Source organism: Paenibacillus glycanilyticus NBRC 16618, assembly GCF_004000805.1.
GTDB lineage: Bacteria > Bacillota > Bacilli > Paenibacillales > Paenibacillaceae > Pristimantibacillus > Pristimantibacillus glycanilyticus.
Map to the genome: position 1 here is coordinate 61,227 of NZ_BILY01000023.1, position 23,679 is coordinate 84,905.

At 49.7% G+C, this 23,679-nt stretch carries 18 protein-coding genes; 3 read left to right on the forward strand and 15 right to left on the reverse strand.

Annotation, left to right across the window (positions count from 1 at the left end):
* Positions 1-85: 85 nt before the first annotated feature.
* The 3 genes from PGL01S_RS18605 (at position 86) to PGL01S_RS18615 (ending at position 3,202) form a co-directional block, all read left to right on the forward strand.
* On the forward strand, positions 86-1,681 hold the full coding sequence (locus PGL01S_RS18605) for a copper amine oxidase N-terminal domain-containing protein (RefSeq protein WP_127496083.1): 1,596 nt from the start codon (positions 86-88) through the stop codon (positions 1,679-1,681).
* 92 nt (positions 1,682-1,773) lie between these two features.
* Positions 1,774-2,382: an RNA polymerase sigma factor gene (locus PGL01S_RS18610; protein WP_127496084.1), complete on the forward strand. Its 609-nt coding sequence runs from the start codon at positions 1,774-1,776 to the stop codon at positions 2,380-2,382.
* Complete coding sequence (locus PGL01S_RS18615; protein ID WP_127496116.1) at positions 2,348-3,202, forward strand: anti-sigma factor; 855 nt, start codon at positions 2,348-2,350, stop codon at positions 3,200-3,202. Before PGL01S_RS18610 ends, PGL01S_RS18615 begins: the two co-directional genes overlap by 35 nt.
* A gap of 43 nt (positions 3,203-3,245) precedes the next feature.
* On the opposite strand, the gene PGL01S_RS18620 is transcribed toward PGL01S_RS18615, so the two are convergent.
* The 15 genes from PGL01S_RS18620 to PGL01S_RS18690 all read right to left on the reverse strand — a co-directional run bounded on the left by PGL01S_RS18620 (position 3,246) and on the right by PGL01S_RS18690 (position 23,650).
* A complete protein-coding gene (locus PGL01S_RS18620) occupies positions 3,246-3,482 on the reverse strand; it encodes a hypothetical protein (protein ID WP_127496085.1) in 237 nt (78 codons plus the stop codon).
* Positions 3,483-3,658: 176 nt separating this feature from the next.
* The gene (locus PGL01S_RS18625; RefSeq protein ID WP_127496086.1) at positions 3,659-3,967 is read right to left on the reverse strand and encodes a hypothetical protein; all 309 of its coding nucleotides are present in this window, start codon (positions 3,965-3,967) and stop codon (positions 3,659-3,661) included.
* A 148-nt stretch (positions 3,968-4,115) separates the two neighbouring features.
* On the reverse strand, positions 4,116-5,462 hold the full coding sequence (locus tag PGL01S_RS18630) for a VTT domain-containing protein (RefSeq protein WP_127496087.1): 1,347 nt from the start codon (positions 5,460-5,462) through the stop codon (positions 4,116-4,118).
* Positions 5,463-5,474: 12 nt separating this feature from the next.
* Positions 5,475-8,567, reverse strand: a complete 3,093-nt coding sequence (locus PGL01S_RS18635) for an efflux RND transporter permease subunit (RefSeq protein ID WP_127496088.1) — start codon at positions 8,565-8,567, stop codon at positions 5,475-5,477.
* Positions 8,568-8,776: 209 nt separating this feature from the next.
* Positions 8,777-9,613: an undecaprenyl-diphosphate phosphatase gene (locus tag PGL01S_RS18640; protein ID WP_127496089.1), complete on the reverse strand. Its 837-nt coding sequence runs from the start codon at positions 9,611-9,613 to the stop codon at positions 8,777-8,779.
* Between the two features lie 153 nt (positions 9,614-9,766).
* Positions 9,767-10,456 (reverse strand): response regulator transcription factor, encoded by a 690-nt coding sequence (locus PGL01S_RS18645; RefSeq protein WP_127496090.1) that lies wholly within the window; start codon positions 10,454-10,456, stop codon positions 9,767-9,769.
* The gene (locus PGL01S_RS18650; protein WP_127496091.1) at positions 10,453-11,928 is read right to left on the reverse strand and encodes a sensor histidine kinase; all 1,476 of its coding nucleotides are present in this window, start codon (positions 11,926-11,928) and stop codon (positions 10,453-10,455) included. Before PGL01S_RS18650 ends, PGL01S_RS18645 begins: the two co-directional genes overlap by 4 nt.
* A gap of 103 nt (positions 11,929-12,031) precedes the next feature.
* Positions 12,032-12,493, reverse strand: a complete 462-nt coding sequence (locus PGL01S_RS18655) for an HAD family hydrolase (RefSeq protein WP_127496092.1) — start codon at positions 12,491-12,493, stop codon at positions 12,032-12,034.
* A 77-nt stretch (positions 12,494-12,570) separates the two neighbouring features.
* Complete coding sequence (locus PGL01S_RS18660) at positions 12,571-13,521, reverse strand: LacI family DNA-binding transcriptional regulator (protein WP_127496093.1); 951 nt, start codon at positions 13,519-13,521, stop codon at positions 12,571-12,573.
* Between the two features lie 130 nt (positions 13,522-13,651).
* Positions 13,652-14,368 carry a 3-ketoacyl-ACP reductase gene (locus PGL01S_RS18665; protein WP_127496094.1) on the reverse strand — a complete coding sequence of 239 codons (717 nt, stop codon included), beginning with the start codon at positions 14,366-14,368 and terminating at the stop codon, positions 13,652-13,654.
* Between the two features lie 223 nt (positions 14,369-14,591).
* A complete protein-coding gene (locus PGL01S_RS18670; protein ID WP_164775508.1) occupies positions 14,592-17,216 on the reverse strand; it encodes an S-layer homology domain-containing protein in 2,625 nt (874 codons plus the stop codon).
* A gap of 245 nt (positions 17,217-17,461) precedes the next feature.
* Positions 17,462-18,685: an MFS transporter gene (locus PGL01S_RS18675; RefSeq protein WP_127496096.1), complete on the reverse strand. Its 1,224-nt coding sequence runs from the start codon at positions 18,683-18,685 to the stop codon at positions 17,462-17,464.
* A gap of 3 nt (positions 18,686-18,688) precedes the next feature.
* Positions 18,689-21,820, reverse strand: coding sequence for a beta-galactosidase, LacZ type (gene lacZ / locus PGL01S_RS18680; RefSeq protein ID WP_127496097.1), 3,132 nt, complete (start codon positions 21,818-21,820; stop codon positions 18,689-18,691).
* A 34-nt stretch (positions 21,821-21,854) separates the two neighbouring features.
* On the reverse strand, positions 21,855-22,664 hold the full coding sequence (locus tag PGL01S_RS18685) for a carbohydrate ABC transporter permease (protein ID WP_127496098.1): 810 nt from the start codon (positions 22,662-22,664) through the stop codon (positions 21,855-21,857).
* The gene (locus PGL01S_RS18690; RefSeq protein WP_127496099.1) at positions 22,661-23,650 is read right to left on the reverse strand and encodes a carbohydrate ABC transporter permease; all 990 of its coding nucleotides are present in this window, start codon (positions 23,648-23,650) and stop codon (positions 22,661-22,663) included. Before PGL01S_RS18690 ends, PGL01S_RS18685 begins: the two co-directional genes overlap by 4 nt.
* Between the last annotated feature and the right edge of the window lie 29 nt (positions 23,651-23,679).

Here is a 23,679-nt window from a genome sequence, read left to right on the forward strand (position 1 = left end):
ATGAAATAAGGTGATCCAGCTTTCCGATTCTTGCGTTAGGCTAATTGTCAGAAACAATCAGCTTATACCAAGGAGAGTGAATGGAATGAAATTGAAAACGAAATTGCTGGCCCCTGTGTTAAGTTTATCTCTTCTGTCCTCCGTGGTTGCCGGAGCATCGGCAGCTAGCGCTGCGGAGCCCGTGACACCAACCGTCGATACGCCGGCCGTGGAGCTCAGGGCAACGCTTGACTACTTATTGTCGGAGCATTTTACGCTTGCGGTTGATTCCATGATCAAGAAGTATGATCACAGCTTTGATGCCATGTCCGCACAGAGCGCGCTGGAAAAGAACGCTAAGGATATGGTTCCTGCCATTGCCTCGCTATACGGGGATACTGGAGCAAAAGCATTTGACGACATTTTCAGCGGGCATTTGACTTATACGAAAGACTATGTCTCTGCCGTTGAGAATAACAACGCTTCTGACAAAGCGGAGGTAGCAGCCGAAATCGAGAAATTTGCCGTAGATCTGGGCAATTTCCTTAGCTCGGCAACGGGTGGCAAGCTTCCAGCCTCGACGGCTCAAAGCGTGCTCCGCACCCACGAGCAGCAAGTGAAAGACGTGTTCGATGAATATGTTGCGAAGGATTACGGCCATGCGTTGGCCAAATACCGGGAAGGCTTAAGCTTCATGTTCCAGATTAGCAGCGCCTTGTCCGGCGCCGTTGTCTCCCAAATGCCCGATAAATTCAACGGAACACGCCCGGATACGCCGGCTGGCAACCTCCGTTCCGCACTCAACTATCTAGCAGCCGAGCATTACGCTCTTGCCGTCCTCAGTATGCAGAAAGGCTATGACAAATCGCCTGCTTATCCTGCCATTCTTCAGGCCGAGAGCGGCAATACCGAGGGATTTACGGCGGCAATCACCTCCCTCTACGGTAAAGACGGAGGAGAAGCCTTCAAGAAAGTGTGGCTGGGCGATCATATTAATGCTCAGGACGAGATCGTTCAAGCTACCTTGCAGGGAGATAACGAGAAAATGAAAGCCGCAAGAGCCAAGCTCAGCCAATTCGCCATTGACTTCGGAAGCTTCCTGGCAAGCGCAACATCCGGCAAGCTTCCCGCTTCCGCAGCCACCGCAGCCGTAGCCGAGCATGAAAAACTCGTACTGCAAGCCTTCGATCTGTACCGCGCGCAGGATGCGATGGCATTATACGCCAGCTACGATAAAGGCTACAGCCTTATGTTCGGAGTGGGCAAAGCGCTTGGCGGAGCTATCGTCGCTCAGAAACCCGACCTATTCAAAGCCGCCACTCACGTAAATACAATCTGGCTGAAAATCAATAGCAAAACAGCAAAGGTGGATAACACCTCCATGATGATGGACGTTGCCCCAAGCGTCGTGAATGGTACGACTTTTGTCTCGCTTCGAACGTTGACTACTGCGCTGGGAGCAAGTATTCAATGGATTCCCGCGAGTAACGAAGTCGTTGTCGAAACAGGTTCGGATAAAGTGAAATTCTGGATCGGCAAAAACACCGCCCAAGTTAACGGAAAAAGCGTGAATCTAGGCGCAAAAGTATTCATTAAGGATGGACGTACGCAGGTTCCTCTCCGATTCATTGCCGAATTGCTTGGCTGGGATTTGAAATGGAATAACGCCGACTGGTCCATTGTCTTGACTCAATCCATGTAAAGCCTTCTTCTTGTCCCGATCCGGCTGGAATCTATGCCGGGTCGGGACTTTTCGATATAATAAGGAGGCGATAAAAGGGGGATAGCCCGTATATGTCGGAGGATCGAACGGAATTGGAGATTTTCTCGGGTATCGCAGACAAAGATCCCGAAGCTCTTAAGCTTCTCTACGAAAGATATGAACGCCCTGTGTATATGTTCGCCTACCGGATCGTCAAGGACGCCATGCTGGCGGAAGAAGTCGTGCAGGAGCTGTTCATGCGCATTTGGAATTTAGCCGAACGTTATAATTCCGAGCAAGGCCGTCTGGCTAGCTGGCTATTCACGATTACAAGAAACATAGCGATCGATGCCCTTAGACGGAGACAAACGCGAACATCTCAGCAGGTTGCGGAGACCGAGCAATTGAATCAGACTCCAGACCCCGATTCCGATACAGCGGAACTGGCTGCAGCCAACGTTGTCGGGGAGCAGGTTCGGAATGCCCTAGGCAAGCTGAGCGGTGATCAGCAGGAAGTGGTTGAACTAATCTATTTTAACGGGTATACCCATCAGGAAGTGTCGGTGAGATGCGAAATCCCTCTCGGGACAGTCAAGAGCAGAGTACGGCTGGCAATGAAAGCGTTGAGAAGCCACCTAGGGCATATCGGAGAGGAGGGGGCAAGTTATGAACCATCATTCAAAACTGTGCGAAAACGTTGAGCTCTATGCACTAGGAGGACTTGACGACGAAGAACGCAAAGCATTCGAGAGCCATCTGACGACTTGCGTTCAATGCACAGCCGAGCTGGCAGAGCTGACTGCCATTGTCGATCAGCTGCCGTTGGCATCAGAACAGGTCGAACCACCTTCTGGCATGCGCGACCGAATACTAGGCCATATACTCGGCGATGGCTTTGGGCAAAATAACGACTCGGCAGACAAGGTGTCCGGAAGCGAGCAGGCAGCAGATAACGAAGCCCCTGCGACTATTGCCGCACCTTCCGTAATCCACTTCTCTATTGAATCCGTTACTGGGAAACAGACACACTCGATCAAACGCAGATTAAGGCCGGCATGGGCTATCATTGCGCTATCCGCTGCCGTTCTTCTTCTCTTCGTTTATTGCTTGTCTCTTCGGACTCAGGTATCCGATCTCAATCGCAGACTGGAGGACTCATCGGTTCCACCGCAAGGGGTTAGGCCAAACGAAGCGGTTAGCCTAAGCTCGGCTGCGCAGAACATCGTGGCCAACGGGCTGGCTACAATCGTCATTGACCGTAAGGGAACGCATCTTCTTGTGCAAGCTGAGAAGCTTCCGGAGCTAAAAGGCAACGAAGCGTTCCAGGTATGGTTGATGAAGGACGGCCAAGACGTCGTAAACGCCGGAACCTTCCTCGCACGCGAAGGAAAAGGCGGCCTGTATCTTACACTCGACAAAAATTTGTCCGGTTACGATCAGATCGCCATTACTCAAGAGCCTGACGCTTACGGAGTAACTCCGAGGGGAACTGCCGTGCTCACCGGCAGCATCAGCCTCTAGTACGGAGAGCCATGGAATCGCATGCGATCCCATGGCTCTTATATTATATTTTTATGCTATTTCCTTGCCATAACAAGGACATACGGATGCTGGTGCGGCGGATCTTATCCTTTCGCGTTTCGTCGGAATCCGTAAAAAAGCAAGCATCGACGGCAATGCTGAGCAATGCCTCTTTCGCTGCCTGGGAAGCATACGGTTCTTGCTGGATAAGATAATGGCAAATCTGATAACAATAGGACTCATACCGCCGTAAAATAGCGATTTTTACTTGCCGGTCCATAGAGAAATATTCTCCCTTCTCCTCCTGTACAATCTAAGCTCTAGGATAAGAAAAACTATTTAATAAAACCTAAGGATAAACCTTAAGTTTTTCTTAAGAAGATGCTGGAAGAAAAAAAGCTCCCCCGCACAGGAACAGGTTGATTCGCCTGATTGCCCTTGAGGGGAGCTTCTTTGTTAATCGCTGCTTGATCCTCCGCCTCCCGAATCGGATCCCGAGGAGGAATCGTTCGAAGAAGAGCTGCTTCCATGATCATGATAGTGATGATGATGATCGTGATGCTGGCCGTGATGGTGATGGCGGTGGATATTGTCATCCGAATGATTATTTATGATGGGAGAATGCAAATTCGGATCCACCGAGGTGTGTCCCGATCTCCTATTTCTCCCATTGGAGCGGTTTCCTCTTTGATTGGAGGTTCCCATCACGTTGGATATGATGATGAAGGCAGCCGCTACAATAACGATGACAATCACAATGGACAAAATAAAATCCCTCCTCATACAATATCCATATTTTACCTAGAATTCGTTCACAAGATCAATCTTTTTTTTCGTAAAAAAATAAGGCAGCCGGTCGTAGTGACCAGCTGCCGCTGTATTAGGATTAAGCTTTTCAAACCTGACCGATAACTTACGCTATACTTACTCTGCTTCGCCGCAGCTTCCGCCTCACTTCCAGCATTAGAACGTTTAGGCTTGCCCAAACGCCGCCGAATACGTAACCTGCAGCTACATCGCTTGGATATTGCAAGTTGAAATAGATGAGGCTTATCCCTAACAAGAGGCATAGAAGCGCCGCGGCTGCAATCAGGACGACATGAACGATTTCCTGGCTGTAATGCCGCAAAATTAGAAAGACGCAAAATCCCAATACGGTAACCGCCGCAAAGGTATCCTCGCTTGGAAAGGTGTTGGTGATTGGAATACCGGAAGAAACGGGCCCCGTCCGATGAAAGACCATGCGAAGCCCTTCATTTAGAACGACACCACCAGCAATCGTCCAGCATACAAATACGATTTCCAGCAGCTTGTTATCGCCCTTGAATCGAATAACGATCAGGGTAAGGGCAATCACCGGGGCATACAGATAAATGCTGCCTATCTGCAGGAAATTCGCCATCAGGTCATGCCGGCCTGAGCCGATAATCATCAGGATCAAATAATAAGTCACTTCATCAAACTTCCCGAACTCCTGGGCAACATAATCTTGAATCATTCCGAACATAAGCGAGAGAGACAATACGAATGCGGCAAAGGCAACGAACACCAAATATTTCGCTTTCCCCAATGAGCGTACATGGCGGACTCCTCCGCCAACTAGATCCAGCAGGAACGAAATGATACGGTACTTGTACTTTTTCAAGAGATTGTAGAGCAAAAACAGCAGACCTGAGGCAATCGCAAAGATAATCAAATAACGGTTCACCGTGGAGTGGTACGCTTCCCATTTAGGACCTAACACTTTTCCGAGCGAGATAAATAAGCTGACCCAAAAGACAGCCCCGGAATAAGCATAAATCGCATACCGCCGAAACGGCATACGGGTTACTCCGCAGAAGTAACCCGTAATATGCCTGACGCCCGGTATGAAATACGCGATAAACAACAGCTTATCGCCGTATTTCTCAAACCAGATTGTTAGGCGCTCCATTTGTTCCTCACCCATATGGAACCGATGCCCGTATTTCGTTATAAACGGTTTACCTAACCAATAACCGATCCAATAGGAAAGCGTTATTCCGGTTGTAACCCCGGCTGATGCCGTCAGAATGCTAAGAAGCCAGCTCAATTTCTTCTCGAATACGAGCATTCCCGCATAGCTCATCATAATCTCTCCAGGAAGAGGCAAGGCCAGCATTTCGAGGCATAACGAGAGAAAAATAATTCCGTAACCATACTGTTCAAGCCAAGCTGCGATATCGATGACGTATACCCCCTTGCTTCTTCCATTATTGTGAACCGGATATCGGCTATTCATCCTGATGAAGGATTAGGATTTTCGTGCGGCTCTGCCCTGCATCCATTCGTAAATAATCGGAATCATGAAGAAGCTGTTTAATGTGGAGGTAATCATACCTCCAATAACCACAATGCCAAGCACCTGAGAAATAACCGTATCCGCGCTATGCGAGAGCGCTAGAGGAATCAAGGTCAAAATCGTGGTGCCGGCTGTCATAAAGATTGGACGAACTCTGGACAAGCTGCCCTGAATAACCGCGTCGCGAAGCTCCATTCCTTCTTTTCGGTTACGCTCGATCTTATCGATAAGCACGATACCGTTCGTAACAACAATCCCCGTGAGCATCAACACGCCGATAAACGCCGCGAGATTCCACTGGCCATGAATCGCGTACAAAGAGATCACGATGCCGGACAAAGCTAGCGGAATGCTTAGCAATACGGCAAACGGCGCCTTCCAGCCTTTGAATACCATGCTTGTAATAAGCAGCACAAGCAAGATGGATACGGCAACCGCAATGACAATCTCGATAATCATCTGCGTGACCTGCTGGGTAATTCCGCCAAGCGAATAGCTTACTCCTTCCGGAAGCTGCAGATCCTTTAAGGTTTTATCCACGTCTTTGGATACCTTGCTCATATTGCTCGAAGTAATCTGAGCCTGAACGACTGAAACCGGCTCGCCGTCCCGCTCCTGAATGGAAGATAATGCATTGCTTTTTTGCATCGTTACAAAGGAATCGAGCCGGTAAGCTTTCCCGCCGCTGCCTTTAACAGTCTCTGCCGATAAGGAGGCAAGCACCTGTTGCGGCGAATACACCGGCACGGATGAGCCGGTCGCTGCTCCCTCTTTGACCGAATCGATATATACATCCACCGGAATCGTACCCGTTCCCGTTGATGTCGAGATGTCAAAATCCTTTGCTTTGGAGGTATATCTGAGCAATAGCTTATTGACCTCATCCGGATCAATGCCGTCAGCAAGGGCCTTGTCTTTATCTATCGAAAGCTCATATTTAGGATTACCGTTCGTCAAATCCGTCTGGCCGGTCACGCTAAGTCCCGGAATTTGAACCAGCTTCGCGCGTACTTGCCCGGCTGTTTTTTCTAGCGTCAGCTGGTCCGCGCCGGTTAACATAATCTTGATTGTCGAATCATCGCCAGCAATATTCTGATTAGTGACCGTGATCGCCCCTTGGCCCGACACCTTATTCAAATCCGACTGCAAAGAAGGAATAAATGCCTTGACGCTCTTCTTGTCTTTCAGCTGAATGGAAAGATTGGCAACGTTTGGCTGCTGGATAAATCCTCCGCCTTGGTCAAATACATCGTCTGCCGTAGGCGTAAAGCTGGAGCCAAAAGTAGCCGTATAAGAAGCAATACCAGCATTATGTTGAAGTTCGTTTTCGACGACTTTGACTTCTTTATCGACCTCCGACAAAGGAGTCCCTTTCGGAAGCTCCACCTTAACGGCCACCTGCCCGCTTGCGGTGCTTGGGAGCAGGCTGAATGGAAGCTGCGATCCAAAGATTGCTGCAGCCACAAACAGAATGAGCGAGAGGCTTACCACGGTTTTTTTGCGCTTCAGTGCCGACAGAAGCAATGGCTTCATAAGCGGCTCCAGCGTTACCGCTTCCGACTTCGGTTTGCTCCAACCCATCATCGCAAAGGTTGGGATGACAATCATGGCAACAAGGAACGATACGGTCAGGGCAATAACTACCGACCAGGCAAAACCGGAATAAGAAGCCCCGATAATGCCGCCTACCAAAGCTATAGGAACATATACGGCTATCGTTGTTGCGGTTGATGCAAAAATCGCCGGCAGCATCTCAACAACCGCAGCGGACAGAACGCCAAGAACCGGCTTGTCTTTGTTCTCTTGAATTCTCCGGTACATATTATCCAGGATGACAATGGCATCATCCACAATCCGGCCCATCGCAACGATAAGTCCGGACACCGTCAAAATGTTCAGCGTAATGCCCATTGCTTTCAATACGTCCGTTGTTGCGAGCAGGGAGATTGGCAGCGTAACGGCTATCAACAAGGTAGAACGCACATTCCGGAAGAAGAATAAGACGCAAAGCATAGAGAACACGCAGCCTAGTAATCCTTCCCGGACAAGTCCTAACAGTGAACTGTTCAGATCATGTGCGCGGTCGGTGAGCAACTCCATCTTGACGTCCCCGCTCTGAACAACCGGGATCTGATTCACGCGATGCTTGACCTGCTTGGCCACATCCGTGATGGTTGCGGTTGGCGTTTTTATGACATTAAGCATGACATTAGCTTTCCCGTTCGTGCGGGAAACGGTTTTCACATCCGTCAGAGACGGATAGACGGCAGCAATAGCGGATAAGGGAACACGGTTTCCGTCTTTATTTTTAATCATAAGCTTGCTCAACTGATCTTCTGTCAGATCCCAGCCCTCAACCTTGATCGGGAACGACGCTTTGATATTCGCGATATTGCCTTGCAGACTCGGAATATCTGCCGTAATGGATTTATTGAAATCATCGAGAGTCAGATTATTCGCCACAAGATCCTTCATGCGGAGCACGACGACATAACCTTTGTTTGCTCCCCCTACCGTCTGAACGTCGGAAACGCCCGGAACGGATTTTAATTGGTTAACGATGTCGGTCTGGGTAGATGACTGCAAAGTTAAATCATCGATTTTACCGCTGTTTGACGTAAGGCTGTAACTCAAGATCGGAAAAGTGCTGGACGTCAGCCTGGTTACAGCAGGTTTGTTTACGCCGTCGGGCAGCGCCGCATCGTTTAACGCTTGCTTGATGGCATTCTCGGCTTTGCCCATATCATAGTCCATGGGATAGTAAATATTCATTAATACCCCGCCGTCATACGAGGTTGTCTCCAAGTTCGTTATTCCGTTCGTCTTGCGGATCGCATCCTCAATTGGTGCCGTAATGTCCCGCTTGATTTGATCTGCTTGATACGAAGACGCACGCAGGGACACCATTAAGGTTGTGTTATTGATGCCGGGAAGGTAATCCCGCTGCATTTGCAACGCCGATACGGCCCCCCATGCCAAAATTAATACGACGCTAATTAAAATAATGGCTGATCTTTGCATAACTGCTTCTATAATTCGCTTCATTATTTACTCTCCTCTCCTGTCTATATAGGGAAAGACTCCGGTATGGGCGGAATTGTTCATTCGCGATAAAATATTTTTTCTTCCAAAATCCGGTTGTTTTATTGGCTAATAAAAACGGCTGCCGTCATACGTGATGCCCGGCAGCCGTTGTGATTTTTCTATCGATTTCCGTTACGCTTAATTATTCCGAGAATATGAAAATAGAGCGATTAGTTGCCCGTAACCAGCAGGTATGCCAGAAATACGGCTGCAAGCGCAAAGCGGTAATAAGCAAAAGGCGCAAGCTTAAAGCGTTCAAGGAGCTTCAAGAACGTAATAACCGCAACTAGCGCCACCACAAAAGCGACCAGGAAGCCGGTAATAAAAAAAACCGCATCCGACGCTGTTAAGGTGTCATAGCTTTTTAATAATTCGAATCCGCTGGCGGCTACCATCATCGGAATTGCAATCAGGAACGAGAAGTTGGTTGCCGCTCTATAACCAACACCAGCCAGCAATCCTCCCGCAATTGTCGCCCCCGAGCGCGAGAAGCCAGGCCAAAGCGCCAGACATTGAAATAATCCAATATAAATGGCCTGCTTATAAGTAATCTGATCCACTCCGGTCGATTGGACGGAAGACTTGCTGCTGCTCTCGCCAAACAGCATAAAGATCCCTCCGAAAACCAAGCCTACAAGCACGGTGTACGCGGAGAATAAATACGAAGTAATAAACGAGTGCAGAACTAGCCCCAGCACCATCGCAGGCAAGCAGGCAAGGATAATATGAAAAAGATTAAGTTTGCCTGGCTGCTTATCTTGCTGATTTTCAGCCATGTCCGGCGATAGTCTCCCTATCCCCAGAAGGTTTAATATTCTGCGCCAATAAATAACGGCAACTGCCAGAATGGCTCCAAGCTGTATAATAATTTCAAAGGTATCCGCCTTGTCGCCGGTAAAGTTCAACAGCTTTCCCGACAAAATCAAATGGCCCGTTGAAGACACCGGAAGGAATTCGGTTAATCCTTCTATGATGCCCTGAACGACGGCTGTAAGAATGTTTTGCATAACGGAATAACTACTCCTCTCGTAAATCACGCCTTAATTAAACTTCTCCTAATGTAAGGCGAAGATCTCAACGAGCTGTGAATATTCAATTAAATTTTTATTAACTATTATGAAGAAAAATAAAGAAGCCTGATCCTCTGATCAGACTTCTCTTTACCCTCTGCAGCGATAGCCGGCCCCCCATACCGTTTCGATATAGTCGGGGTTAGCAGAGTCCTTTTCAATTTTTTCGCGAATTTTCCGGATATGCACGGTAACCGTCTGCATATCCCCAAGCGCGTCAACTCCCCAAATCCGCTCAAAAAGATGTTCTTTGCTAAATACTTTGTTGGGGTGACTCGCCAGGAAGTACAGCAGATCAAATTCTTTCGTTGTTAATACGGCTTCTTCATCATTCACATAGACCTTGCGCGTATCCGGATCGATATACAAATCGCGAATTTGAATGATGTTTTTGATATCCTTTTTGCCGACCAGCCGCTCATACCTGGCCAGATGGGCCTTCACTCTAGCAACCAGCTCCGCCGGCTTAAACGGCTTGGTAATATAATCGTCAGCGCCAAGGCCTAAACCCCGAATCACGTCAATATCGTCATGGAGGGAAGTGACGATAAGAATCGGAATGTCCTGCTTCTCCCTTATTTTCTTGCAGACCTCAAATCCGTTCATCTTGGGAATCATCAGGTCCAGAATGACCAGATCGTAAAGACCGGACAAGCTCATGGCCAGACCCGCTTCTCCATCCCCGGCAACCTGCACTTCATACCCGTTAATCTCCAGGTAATCCCGCTGAAGCTCCGCAATCGTTGTATCATCTTCAATCAACAAAACCGATTTTATCATTTCCCTCCCCCTTCCCTTGAATGAATAGGCAGACTCAAGCTGATGGTTGTACCGGCTGTCCACTTGCTTGCCGCCGTGATTTCTCCGTTATGGCTCTCCATAATTTGCTTTGCAATGGCAAGCCCCAGACCGCTGCCGCCCGTCTTATTGCTTCGCGATTCGTCGGCGCGATAGAAGCGCTCGAATATGTGTTCAAGATCCTTGTCCTTCATCCCGATCCCGTTATCCGAAATCTTCATGACCGCTTGATGGCCCGCCAAATAAGCCTTCATCCGGATAACCGGCAATGGTTTGTCCATATACCTGACGCTATTGGAGATAATATTGTTCAGCACGCGTTTGAATTGATCCCTGTCCATGCGCACGAAATATCCGGCAGGCACATCCATATCGGGCTCGAACGCGATTGATTTTTTCTCAAGCTCGAATTGAAGCTCCTCCGATAAATCGTTTAGAAAAGGCAGGAGCTCTACCGCTTCAAACTGGAATGGCTGACGGTTAAGATCAAGCTTGGAGTACAAAAAGAGTTCGTTGATCAGATGCTCCAGCTCCGCCGCCTTCGCATCGATGGTTTTCATGTACCTGGCGCTTTTCTCGGGCGTGTCCGCCACACCTTCCATTACCCCGTCAATATAACCCCGTATGGCGGTAAGCGGCGTTCTCAGATCATGCGATATGCTTGCGATCAACTCTTTGCGGTTCACCTCGTATTGCGCTTGGATCTGAATGGACTCCTGCATGCGCGAACGCATATCCTCAAATGCCATGCTTAATTGGCCAATCTCGTCTTTGCCCTCAACCTGAAGCTTGAAGTCCAGGTTTCCGTTCTTCATCTCCCGCGCGGCTGTCCGCAAGGTCCGCAGGCGGCGAATAATGTTTTTGGACATATAAGTCGTCAGCAGGACATGGGTAATAATCAAAATCAACAAAGAACACACAAATAAGGTGGGGAAATACTTGCGGATGAAGTAGGTAAGCGGATCTTCCTTCGATATAATAAACAGGCTTACCGGTTCATCCTTAAACATGACGTCAAACTGCAGAAATACATAATTCGTATTTCCTTCTTTTTTCTCCGTATAACCGTTTGAAGAATTCGAACGTGCATATCCCGGCAAATCAACTGCCAGCCGAGGGCTTTGCGCCATATTTTCCGAGCGGTAATAGATGGCATCGCCTCTTCTGACGATGATACCGGAATCGTTCTTCTCCAAATCGGCGGACATATCATTCAAATACGTCGAGTCCAGCAATAAATCGGGATGCCGAACCGAGGTGCGTTTGATTTCTTTGACCGCATGCTCGACGGCTTCGTGGCCAAACCTGTTTTCCGTCGTTTCGTAAACGCCCTTTAGATTCTTCACATCCCCTTGGTAGAAGATAACCAGGAGCAGACTGATAACCAGGATCGAGATTAGCGGTATGACCAGCATGGCCGCATAAGATAATAGCAATTTAAAACGAATGGACATGCAAGGTAAATCTCCTTAGGGAAACAAAATAAGATGCAGCTTGCGTTAAGGGTTGTTTCTCTATTATTGGCAATGGGATTGGAAAGGTCAATCTCCCTTGCCATTAAGGACGATTCATAAGAGTCAGTATATCTTTCGGATGTTCGAATTTATACTTCGCGGGAATAAGGCCAGGCTGCCTGCATCCCCATAACGCTAAACCGAAATCTACTCCGGCATCTCTGGCGCATTCGTAGTCGTAGACGGTGTCGCCGATATAAATGGTTGAGTCCGGCCTTGCGCCGGAGATCTCAAGAAAGGTAAGCAAGGGCTCCGGATGAGGCTTATGCCGATTCGTATCATCCGCGCATAAAGCAAAGGGCAGATCGCGAACGAGACCAAAGGGGACAAAGTCATCCAGATACTCTTGACTCGTCTTCGAGGTAACCACTCCTTTTAGAACCGGGTACTCCCTAAGCTCAGCAAGCAGCTCCCCAATTCCGTCAAATACATGAATCGTACCTAACACCGCTTGCTCCGTATTGATTAAAGTGCCGTCAATGTCAAAAATAAGGGCCGTATACATAGCTATCTTCCTCCTACAGCTTTAGAATGAATCTCTTGTCTGTAGGCTAAAGTATGAAATCCTTTTCAGGTCAATAGCTAAATCGATTGCCTTATAATAATGTGATACGGGATCTCGATCTTATTCCTGGATTTTTCAACGATGAGATCAAAGGCCTGTTCCCCAACCTTCACCAATTGATGATCAACCGTAGATAAGCCTAATCCAATTCCAACCGGCTGATTTTCTTGGCCGATGATCGCCAAGTCTTCCGGTACCTCCAGCTGGATGCTTCTTGCATACTGGTAAATCCCCGTTGCAACCTCATCGCCGTTCGCGTAAATAGCCGTTGGCCTCCGTTTAGCATGAAGCAGCTGCTTGGCTGCCCTTATTCCATCCTCCATGCTGTAGCAATCGCTGATATGATAAGCAGGCGGAAGCTCGCCAAATATATGCTCATACGCTTTGCAAGTCAGTCGGGTACTGTTGCTCTCTTCTCCTCTTGCCGTCGTAAACGCGACACGGGTATGACCCTTGTCCCTTAATAAGCGGAAGGCGTCTACGAAAGAAGCATACCGGTCCATGTAGGCGCAGCCAATCTCCGGATGATCCGTATATTCGCAAGCCACAATGGCACCGTATTTGGAATACGGGACAATGGCGTCCCATGCATTCGAGCGTGACGTGAGGATAATCCCGTCAAGCTGTTTATTTTTCAGCCTGTCCAAGGAACGGAGCTCTTTAACTTGATCGTATTTGGTAGGCAGCACCATAACGGAATAATCGTGTTCCGCCGAACGGTTAAGCACGCCGTGAAGCAGCTGATCAAAAGCCTGATTGTTATTATAGGGCATGATGACACCGATGGTTCTTGTTTCTTGACGGATTAAATCAACGGCCAGGCGGTTTGGCGTGTAATCCAATTCGTCGATCACGCGCTGAACGGCCGCCCGCTTCTCCTCCGATACATACGGATTATGATTCAGCACTCTGGATACCGTTGATACCGAAACGCCTGCCCGCTTTGCAATGTCATTAATATTTGCCATTGTCACCTCTCCGTCTACGAATGAGTGTTATAAATAAAATCGAATATATAACACTATTCCGTATGCAACAAGCAAAAGACTGACGATAACTCGGCAGTCTTTTGCTTGTTTCCTATTTCATATTGCGCTCTTATGGGTTGGTCGACCAAAGTCCCGCTTGCTTCAATACGACACGGCGGTGCAGCTTCAGCTGCGCTACAATCAGGTCCGCCAAATCTTCAGGCTGCATAACCTTATCTGGGTTGCCGTCGGTTAGCTTAAGCTCCACAGCCATATCCGTTGCCACCGTGCTTGGGGTCAAGGTGATTACCCGAATATTATTCTTGCGAACCTCAAGCATTAAGGATTCGCTGAGACCGATAACGGCAGCCTTCGAAGCCGTATAGGCGCTTGTGAGAGGCGCTCCTCTCTGGCCGGCCGTGGACGCAATGTTTACGATATCTCCCGTATTGCGTTCAATCATCTCAGGCAATACCGCGCGTGTCGTGTAATACACGCCTTTGACGTTAACATCAATGATGTTCGTCCAATCTTCCGGCGTCAGATCCATGAAGCCGCCGAATTTGCCTATGCCGGCGTTATTAATTAGAATGTCGATGGCGCCTAACTCGGAGCGAATGCTCTCAACCGCTGCGGTAATCGAAGCCAGATCGGCCACGTCGGCTGATGCAAGGGCTACCTTCACGCCATACGGCTTAAGCTCTTCCGCTACTTTATGTAAATTATCAAGCGTTCGTCCAACAAGGCCGACATGAATACCCTCTTGCGCGAACGCAATGGCTACCGCGCGTCCGATCCCACGCCCTGCTCCTGTAATTAACGCTACTTTCCCTGCTACGGATTGCATATCTGATCTCTCTCCTTTAGTTTGTAGTCAAGATCTGTTCAAAAACATTGTACAGTTCTTGATCCCCCAGGGCAAGGCGAGCGCCAAGAGAAATTCCATGCGCAAGGACTGAATGGAACCAACGGCATGTCCTACGAGAAGTCGTGATGATCATGGGCCCGGAAGGTGAGATCGTAACGGAGACACCGGGTCGTTAACCTGAGAGATTGCCCTTATCATCTTCCTAAACGAGCAGACCTGAAATAACCGGATCTTTTTTCATCACGCGCAGGATAACCGTTAAAGCTTCAGCCCTCGTAAGGTTATCGTTCGGCGCGAATCGGTTCTCTCCTTTGCCTTGAATAATCCCTGCTGCCGCAGCTTCTTCAATAATCGCTTTAGCCCAATACTGTGGTGTTACGTCAATGAAGGTATTGGCTTCACCGGAATTGCTTTGCAGGATTAATATTTTCGAGAGAATAGCAACCATCTCGGCACGCGTAATCTTTTGGTCAGGATGGAATGTTCCATCCGGGTAGCCGCTGATAACCCCGTAATAGGCAAGAATTCCAATGGAATCTCGTGCCCAGGAGGTCTGGGTATCTTCGAACTCTTTCCCGCCGTTTTCCAAACGCAAAGCAAATGCTTTAACGACAAGCGTACTAAATTCGGCTCTCGTAACGGAGGCATCCGGTCTAAAGCTGCCGTCCGGATAACCGTTAATGATGCCCAGCTTAGCGCCAAGCGAGAGATCTTTGGAAGCCCAATGGGACGCCGTATCTTGGAATGATGCAGAATTCCCGGCATTTAAGGCATTTTGTATGGAAGCTTTAAGCCGGTCCATAGACACGAAATCGTAGAAGATCTTCGCAGCCGGGTTCGTTACAGGGCCCGAGATGGAGACACTGCTTACGGTCACGTTTATGTCTATGGATCGGGTTCCGTAGACGGCGGTGATAACCGTGCTGCCTGCCTGAAGACCTGTAATTGTTCCGTTTGAGACGCTGGCGATTGCGGAATTCCGAACAGACCAAGATACGTTTGAAGTCACATCCGCCTGGGTCAGATCCGAATACTTGGCCGTAATGGCTGTAGTCGCCGTTTGCCCTGCCAGAACGCTTATTGCATTCGTACTAGCGCTTAAGCTGCTTAATGCGATCAAAGTCATGCTCTTCGTTACCCTGTTACTGTTGCTTGTTCCATCGTTTACGGTGAAGCTAATCGTGCGAGCCGCGGTATCCGGTGTCGCCGCTATGTTATTGTAGGTCACCGCGCGTAAAGCGTTCTGCCATTGGGCTAAGGTTGCTGCAGCTCCCGCGGAAGTCATCGTCAACTCGCCGCTTGCGCTCGAATAACTGGCCGTAATATTGCCGTATGCCGACGCATTGTCGTTCGCGAATGCCAGTACATCCTCTTGATCACTGTAATGGCTCGAGACGTTAACCGTTGCGCTTGCTAGCGTTGCGTTGTCCAAATCGTTTATCGTAAGACCGTTGTCGATAGCGACCGGAGTAGAAGTTAATAGATCACCGGTCCTGAAAATGGCCGGACCGCTGCTCAACGATACGACAGGCGTCTGGTTCGTTGCCGCTACGGTAACGGTCCTCGTTGTTGTATTGCTGGTATTGCCTGCCCCATCGACTGCGCTGAAGCTGATTGCACGCGTTGCCGTATTTGGCGTTATGGCCGTATCCGTATAAGCAACGGAACGCAATGCGCTTTGCCATTGCGCCAACGTTGCTGTTGCGCCCGCAGAGGTCAGCTTCAGCACTCCCGTTGCTGCATTATAAGAAGCCGTAATGTTCCCCATGGTCGTTCCGTCGTTGGTAAAAGCCAATACATCTTCCCCAGGTTGGAAGTTACCGGTGATGCCCACGGTCGAGCTTTCAAGCGTAGTACTAGTTCCGTCTGTAACCGTTAGACCGGAGTCGATAACAACCGGTGTCGAGATCGTGTTATCTCCGGCCACGAATGAAGCCGAACCGCTGCTCGCGGTCAAGGTTGGGAGCCCAATCACATTGACGGTATTCGTAGAAGCAGCACTGGTTTTTGTACCATCACTTACCATGTAGCTGATCGTACGGTTCCCTGTCGCCATACTCACTGTCGCAAACGTAACCGAACTCAAGGCATTGGACCACTGCGCCAAAGTCGCCGTTGCGCCTGCGGACACCAGCGTGAGCACGCCTGTGGCTGTATTATAACTTGCAACAATATTGCCGTATAAGATCGAGCTGGTATTGATAAAAACAAGTGTATCGCCAGAATGGAAACTGTTCGTGATGATTACCGTGGCGCTGGACTGCGTCATGTTGTCCAGATCGGACACCGTCACACCGGGGTCAATAGTAACAGCAGATGTTCCGGATATGTAAGCAGTTGTCCCGCCAGTTACGGTCACGATCGGCGTCTGGTCCGTCGCTGTTACCGTAACGGTCCTTGTTGTTGTGTTGCTAGTATTGCTTGCCCCGTCAATGGCACTGAAGCTGATTGTACGCGTTGCCGTATTTGGCCAGATGGCGGTATTTGTATAAGCAACGGAACGCAATGCGCTTTGCCATTGCGCCAACGTTGCTGTTGCGCCCGCAGACGTCAGCGTTAGCAAGCCCGTTGCTGCATTATAACTGGCTGAAATATTACCCATGGTCGCCCCGTCGTTGATGAACCCCAGAACATCTTCTCCGGCATGGAAGTTGCCCGTAATGGCAACAGTTGCACTTTCTAGCGTAGTACTAACCCCATCAGTGACCGTTAGACCGGAGTCGATAATAACCGGTGTAGAGGCCGTGTTGTCTCCTGCCACGAATGAAGCCGAACCCGGAGTTGCGGTTATGACGGGATCCGCGGCGGCGGCGAATGTGCTGGGCATCAAATAATTCCCCAGCCCCAATTGAAAGAGCATAGCAAGGATAAGCAAAAACATCGATTTTCGTGATAAGTTTTTCATGACGGCCTCTGTCCATTTCTGTAATAGTTTAAATTAACTCTATTAATTAGCTCTATTTATTATAACTCCCATAGTTTAAATTGGTAATATGTTGGAACCAAAATATCACTCTTATAAAAACAAAGAAAAACCTTCGATTATCAAAGGTTTTTCTTTGTTTTTATAATTTAATCCAGAAGCGGACGAATCCACTTTATATAACATAACAACCCGGCGCCGAGCACAACAGCCGTTATGAGGAAGGGCATCCGGTAGTCCGCACCGGCCAAAATCAATCCTGCCAAATAAGCGGCAATGGAAGAACCTACGCTGCGGAAGACCGAACGCATCCCGGCGAAGAGGTTTCTCTCCTTTTCCTTAAGGGCGGACATTAATTTACTGTCTACCAAATTGGAAAGCATGGTCACCCCGCCTCCGCGGATAAGGAACAAGACCATAAACAGCCATACCGGCATGGACCAGAAAAGAGCCGCGAAAATAACCATATTCATAACGAAAACAGAAATAATTGCCGTATGCGGGCCAAACCGCTCCATGATATAGGGAGTAAGCAAAGAGCTTACGAAGAGAACAACTCCCGCTATTGCAAGCAGCAAAGAGACATTATCGTCCATCCAGTCCAGCCGGTATTTGACGATCACATTGAGGAATGATCCCGTAATCGCAAGCGCTCCTCCTAGTAAAGCCATAAAGACGGCGAACAGCCATAGCTTGGAGCTAGGAAGCTTCTTTTTCCAACCGGACACCATCTCACGGTTACTACTATCATCCCATCTATTCTCCTTAGGGGGAGTGGAGCCGCTCTCTGCCGGAAGGATCAAGCCGCGGACAATTCCATGAATGACAAACACCAGGCCGGCAAGAAGCAGCGCTGTCCGATAGCCTTCTCCGCTTGTTGCTTCGCTAGGCAAATAACCCGCGATTAAAGTACCCGCTCCCGTGAAGGCCGTAAAGACCGCAAACATCAGGGAGAACGCTCGCATCTCATCCCTGCGGGACGTGCAATAATGGAACAGAAGCTGTACCTCCGTCGTCTCTACCAGCGTTAATCCGATAGAGACAAGTACTTGAGCCAGGTAGAAGTAAGCAAGTTCGCCGGTAAAGGCATACAGGACATTGCCTGCCGCAATAAACAAGATGCCGGTAACGAGCAGCTTTTTGCGGCCGTACCGATTGGCGAGCAAGGATACGGGGATAGCCAGTATCCCCATAATCAGGATGCCAACGGATACTAAAGCGCCAACCTGATCTTCCTTTAATCCTTTGGACAATAAATGCAAATTAAGGACAAGCGAATACAATCCGATCCCGATACCGTACAAAGACTCGGTCATCAGGAAGCGGCGAACGCCTGAGGGCAGACGCAATAATCCCCGGAAATAGTCCGACATCTCCTACTCCTTTCCGAGAGTGGAAAGGCCGCGCTTCGCTTCCAATCTCATCTGATGACTGAGTCGCTCCGGAGCGGAATCCTCGGAAAGGTAAGGCTTTAATAGCACCCGGAAACGGAATTCGTCAGGCGTAACCATGCAATCCGGTGCTTGCGCCGGCCCGCAGCTATTGCTGCCAAGGCCATTCTGCCGATAATCCAGGTTCAGCGTAATGAAATCCCGCGGAACAAGATCGCTGGCATGCCTTGCCGCTTCCAGATCGGCATCCGCATATCTTCGGGCGCTGAATTCAAGCGTTGGCTCGCCTACGGCAAGCAACCCGATACCGCCGCCGTCCGTCACCGATACCCAGCGGACATCCGTGCGGTTGCCGTTTTCCTGCGGATAAATATAAGAGGTAAACAGCTCGTCTACCGTTTTGCTATACACGCCGAAACGTCCAGCTTCCTTGCTGTCGGAATAATTTTCTCCCGGTCCGCGGCCATACCATTTGACGTTATCCATAGACGGAGGGAGCTCCATTTGGAGCCCAATCTTAGGCAGCATAGCTGGCGGCTTGCCTTCCGGAACCCCGTGAATATCAATCGTTATTAATCCTGAGCCCGTTACGGTATAGACGGTTTCGCAGCGGAAGCCCCAATCATGCACCGGCGGCGCTATGCGGGAGATCCAGCTGACCCGAACAGTCCCTTCATCAAGCCGTTCCCACTGGCATCCATCGATACGCTCCGACAGCTTATCCAGATGCGCCTTGCGCCAATCGGGCAGGACATACATGTCGTTATCAATCGGCGCCCTCCAGAAGTTAAGGCGCGGCCCTTTGTTCACAAGCTCTTGTCCGTTCATTCGAAGCGAGCGGATGCCGGATTGACGGGAGTCAAAGGCTATTTGGAATAAATCATTTTCAAGAATAATTTCTCGTCCTTCCTCCGAGCAGGATAAGCTTCGAATAGGCAGATTTACAGCTGCCGCCGAGGCGTTCCTCTCTGCAGCTTCAAGCGCAAGCTGCGCCCAGGCGAGCTCATGTCCCCGCTCTCCCCAGCTGCAATCTGCCGCAAGCGAGAAACCGATGTTCAACCACCGCTCGGCACCAGAATCTAAATGGGAAAGCTGCGCATCCGTCCGAACAGGAACGTCCAGCTCCGCGCTTTCGCCCGGTCCAATCGGAGGCAGCGCCAGAACACCGCTTTGAACCGTACGTCCGTCTGCAATCACGCTCCAATCCGCGTGAAGATGATCCAGCGTAATAAAATCGTACCGGTTAACGACGCGTATACGATGATTCGACAGATATTCAACCCTTACAGGCTCGATTATCTTCTTGTATTCGATAAGTCCCGGTGAAGGCGTCCGGTCGGGACGAACAAGGCCGTCGATGACGAAGTTGCCGTTATTCGGTTCATCGCCGTAGTCTCCGCCATAGGCGTAATCGCCTTTTCCGTCAGCCGTCTTCCGGGAGATGCCGTGGTCAATCCATTCCCACACGAAGCCGCCCTGCAATCTTCGGTAAGCATCAAAGGTATCGAAATATGTCTTGAGCCCTCCCGGTCCGTTCCCCATCGCATGAGCAAATTCGCATAGGATATGCGGTTTGGGATGATCAACCAGCTGTCCGAAGCCTTCCATTTTCTCCACGGAGGAATACATCGTGCTCACCACGTCGCATACTTCCGCTTCCCGGTCTTCTTCATAATGAATGAGACGGGTCGGATCAGCCTGCTTGCACCATTCCGACATCGCCCTGAAATTGCAGCCAAAGCCGGATTCGTTGCCAAGCGACCAGAACAAGACGGATGGATGGTTCTTATCGCGTTCGACCATGCGGCGGATCCGGTCGACATACGCGTCCCGCCAGGCGGGATCATCGCTTAAACGAGAGATATTGCCAAGCGGCTCGAATCCGTGAGTCTCCAAATCCGCTTCTTCCATCACATACAGCCCGTATTCATCGCAAACGTCATAGAACCGGGGATCATTCGGATAATGCGCGGTTCTCACCGCATTAATATTATGCTGCTTCATCATCATGACATCTTGAATCATCGTGGACAGCGTAACCGTACGTCCCGTATCCGGGTGATGGTCATGCCGGTTCACGCCTTTAAGCAGAATGGCTTTACCATTCACCAAAAACTGGCCGTCCTTCACTTCAATCTTGCGGAAGCCTACCCGTTGGGCAACCGTCTCCAACACATGGTCATGCTGATCGACAATGCTGATCGTTAAATGATACAGTGCCGGCGATTCGGCGCTCCACAGCGCAGGCTTTGTTACCAGCATCGCGAATTCAGTACAAGCTTGATCTTGGCTTGCCGAATCGATCGGATTAACCGCGGATGCAACCGCATTGCCTTCCTGATCCAGCAGGTTCAATCTGATTTCCCCTTGCAGGTTGTCTCCGCTTAACTCTATTTTTACGGACAGGTTTGCATCGCAATACTGCGAGTCCAGCTCGGTCACGATCCGGTAGTCTGCAAGACGGATGGAGGATGGCTCGGAAACTAGATATACATCCCGGAAAATACCGCTCATATACCACATATCCTGATCTTCCAGGTAGGAGCCGTCCGACCATTGATAAACCCGGACGGCCATGCGGTTAATTCCGGCTTTCGCATAAGGCGTCAAATCAAACTCCGACGTTAATCGGCTTCCTTGGCTGTAACCGACGAACTCGCCGTTCACCCATACATGGAAGGCGCTGTCTACGCCGTCAAACTTGACCGCCAGCTTTCTTCCGTCCCAATACGGAGGAAGCTCAAACTCCCGCACATAGCTGCCTGTCGGATTATCGTTAGGCACATGGGGAGGATTGACCGGAAACGGATAATACAGATCCGTGTAATGCGGATGGCCGTAGCCCTTCAGCTGCCAGTGACCCGGAACCTGAATCTCGTCCCAGCCGGACACGTCATAGCTCTCTTCAAAAAAGGCTTCCGGCGCCCATTCTGGCCCTTTCGAGTAATGAAACTTCCAGTTGCCGTTTAAGGATTTGAACCAAGGGGAGCTCCCCCTGTCATAGCTCAAAGCGCCTTCTATATCAGAAAAAGGGATGAAATACGCCCGGCTTTTCGCCCGGTTGCGCTCCAGCACCGCCAGATTGTCCCAATCCCGTTCGATTGTCTTGTTTGTCATGATGCTTCTCCTCCCGAATCGCAAAGCTCTCTGTTTATTTAATCCCCGTATTGGCGATTCCGCCTACAATATAACGCTGCGCGAAGAAAAATACGGCAAGCGGCGGAATCGAGATCAGACAGGTAATCGCCATAATGGACTGCATATCGACGCCAAACATCCCCTTGAACTGCGACAAGCCAAGCGTAAGCGTATATTTCGACTGATCATTAAGGAAAATCAGCGGTCCCAGGTAATCGTTCCAGCAGTTCATCACTTGAAACACTCCGACCAGAATAAGCGGCGGCCCCATAAGCGGCACGATGATTCGGGCAAGAATGCCGAACTTGTTCGCTCCGTCAATCGTTGCCGCTTCATCCAGCTCGCGTGGAAGCGTAAGAATAAATTGTCTGAGCAGGAAGATGAAATAGGCCGACCCGAACCATGACGGAACAATAAGCGGCTTAAGCGTATTGATCCAGCCCAGGTAGTTAAACTCCATGTATTGCGGAATCATCGTCACTTCCCAAGGAATCATCATCGTCGCCAGCACGACAAGAAACAACAGATTGCGTCCCTTGAATTCGAATCTTGCGAAGCCGTAAGCCACAAGCGTACAGGATACCAGCTGGCCGATCGTTGACAACAGCGTCACGATAACCGTGTTTTTCAAAAATAAGTTGAAGGGCTGTATCGTCCATGCATCCGAGAAGTTGCTGAATTGGAGTGCGGAAGGAATCCATTTCGGCGGAAAAAGGTACAGCTCGGCTTGCGACTTAAGCGCCGTGGTCACTGCCCAGAACAACGGCGCGGCGAACAGCAGCGAGCAGCAGATCAATAACGCATAGATAAATAGCTTTTTCATGCGGTTTTCCCCTTTCCGCCAGCTTTCGTTTTCTTCTGCGGCTTGCGCTTCATCTCGCCTTCATAGAACACCCACGCCTCGGAAGACTTGAATACCAGGAAGGTCAACGTAAGCACGATAAGGAACATAAACCATGCGTTAGCTGCGGAATAACCCATTTTGTAATATTTGAACGCATTCTCGTACATGTACATCGCGTAGAAGTAAGTGGCTTTCATCGGCCCGCCGCCCGTCAAGAGCAAAGCGAGAGTGAGCTGCTGGAAGGCCGCGATAATGGAAGTAATCAAGTTAAATAGAATGGTCGGGCTTAGCATGGGAACCGTCACGCTGAAGAACTGCCTGATTTTCCCCGCTCCGTCCAGTGAAGCCGATTCATATAGATCCTTCGGAATTCCCTTAAGCCCGGCGAGAAAGACGAGCATCATGGAGCCTTGTCCCCAAAGGCTGGCGACAACCATCGCAACCATGGACCATTTGGTATCGTTCAGCCAGTCCGGACCTTGCACGCCAAGAATCGAGAGAAAATAATTCAAGATGCCGTAATCGCCGCTGTACACCCAGGACCAGATCATCGCTAGAGCAACGCCGGAAATAACGGAAGGCAGATAGAAGGCGGTTCGGAAAATAGCCGTGCCGCGCGTGTTCTGATTGAGCAGAATGGCAAGCCCCAGCGCGACGATAATGTTGAAAGGAACAAACAGCGCGGCAAACTTAAGCGTTACGCCTAGCGACTTCCAGAATAACGGATCATCCGTAAACATGGATTTGTAGTTTCCAAGACCGATGAAATGCATCTGGCCTACGATCGGCCAATCAAAAAACGAAATAATAAGCGAGAACAATAACGGGCCTAGCGTGAAAACGAGGAATCCGAAGATCCACGGGAAGATGAAGAGGTAGGGCGCAGCCCCACCCCATCTGCGTTTTCTTCTAGGCGTGAAGCTGGCCGCGTTGTTCCCTGCTGTCTGCGAGTAGGTCTGAGCCATCTCCTAACCTTCTTTCCAAAGCTGTAATG

Coding starts and splice junctions, on each gene's coding strand:
- PGL01S_RS18645 (WP_127496090.1), bottom strand. CDS start 10,456: ATGATAAAATCGGTTTTGTTGATTGAAGATGATACAACGATTGCGGAG.
- PGL01S_RS18640 (WP_127496089.1), bottom strand. CDS start 9,613: ATGCAAAACATTCTTACAGCCGTCGTTCAGGGCATCATAGAAGGATTA.
- PGL01S_RS18630 (WP_127496087.1), bottom strand. CDS start 5,462: ATGAATAGCCGATATCCGGTTCACAATAATGGAAGAAGCAAGGGGGTA.
- PGL01S_RS18685 (WP_127496098.1), bottom strand. CDS start 22,664: ATGAAAAAGCTATTTATCTATGCGTTATTGATCTGCTGCTCGCTGCTG.
- PGL01S_RS18610 (WP_127496084.1), top strand. CDS start 1,774: ATGTCGGAGGATCGAACGGAATTGGAGATTTTCTCGGGTATCGCAGAC.
- PGL01S_RS18675 (WP_127496096.1), bottom strand. CDS start 18,685: ATGTCGGACTATTTCCGGGGATTATTGCGTCTGCCCTCAGGCGTTCGC.
- PGL01S_RS18690 (WP_127496099.1), bottom strand. CDS start 23,650: ATGGCTCAGACCTACTCGCAGACAGCAGGGAACAACGCGGCCAGCTTC.
- PGL01S_RS18665 (WP_127496094.1), bottom strand. CDS start 14,368: ATGCAATCCGTAGCAGGGAAAGTAGCGTTAATTACAGGAGCAGGGCGT.
- PGL01S_RS18655 (WP_127496092.1), bottom strand. CDS start 12,493: ATGTATACGGCCCTTATTTTTGACATTGACGGCACTTTAATCAATACG.
- lacZ (WP_127496097.1), bottom strand. CDS start 21,820: ATGACAAACAAGACAATCGAACGGGATTGGGACAATCTGGCGGTGCTG.
- PGL01S_RS18620 (WP_127496085.1), bottom strand. CDS start 3,482: ATGGACCGGCAAGTAAAAATCGCTATTTTACGGCGGTATGAGTCCTAT.
- PGL01S_RS18615 (WP_127496116.1), top strand. CDS start 2,348: ATGAACCATCATTCAAAACTGTGCGAAAACGTTGAGCTCTATGCACTA.
- PGL01S_RS18635 (WP_127496088.1), bottom strand. CDS start 8,567: ATGAAGCGAATTATAGAAGCAGTTATGCAAAGATCAGCCATTATTTTA.
- PGL01S_RS18670 (WP_164775508.1), bottom strand. CDS start 17,216: ATGCCCAGCACATTCGCCGCCGCCGCGGATCCCGTCATAACCGCAACT.
- PGL01S_RS18660 (WP_127496093.1), bottom strand. CDS start 13,521: ATGGCAAATATTAATGACATTGCAAAGCGGGCAGGCGTTTCGGTATCA.
- PGL01S_RS18650 (WP_127496091.1), bottom strand. CDS start 11,928: ATGTCCATTCGTTTTAAATTGCTATTATCTTATGCGGCCATGCTGGTC.
- PGL01S_RS18605 (WP_127496083.1), top strand. CDS start 86: ATGAAATTGAAAACGAAATTGCTGGCCCCTGTGTTAAGTTTATCTCTT.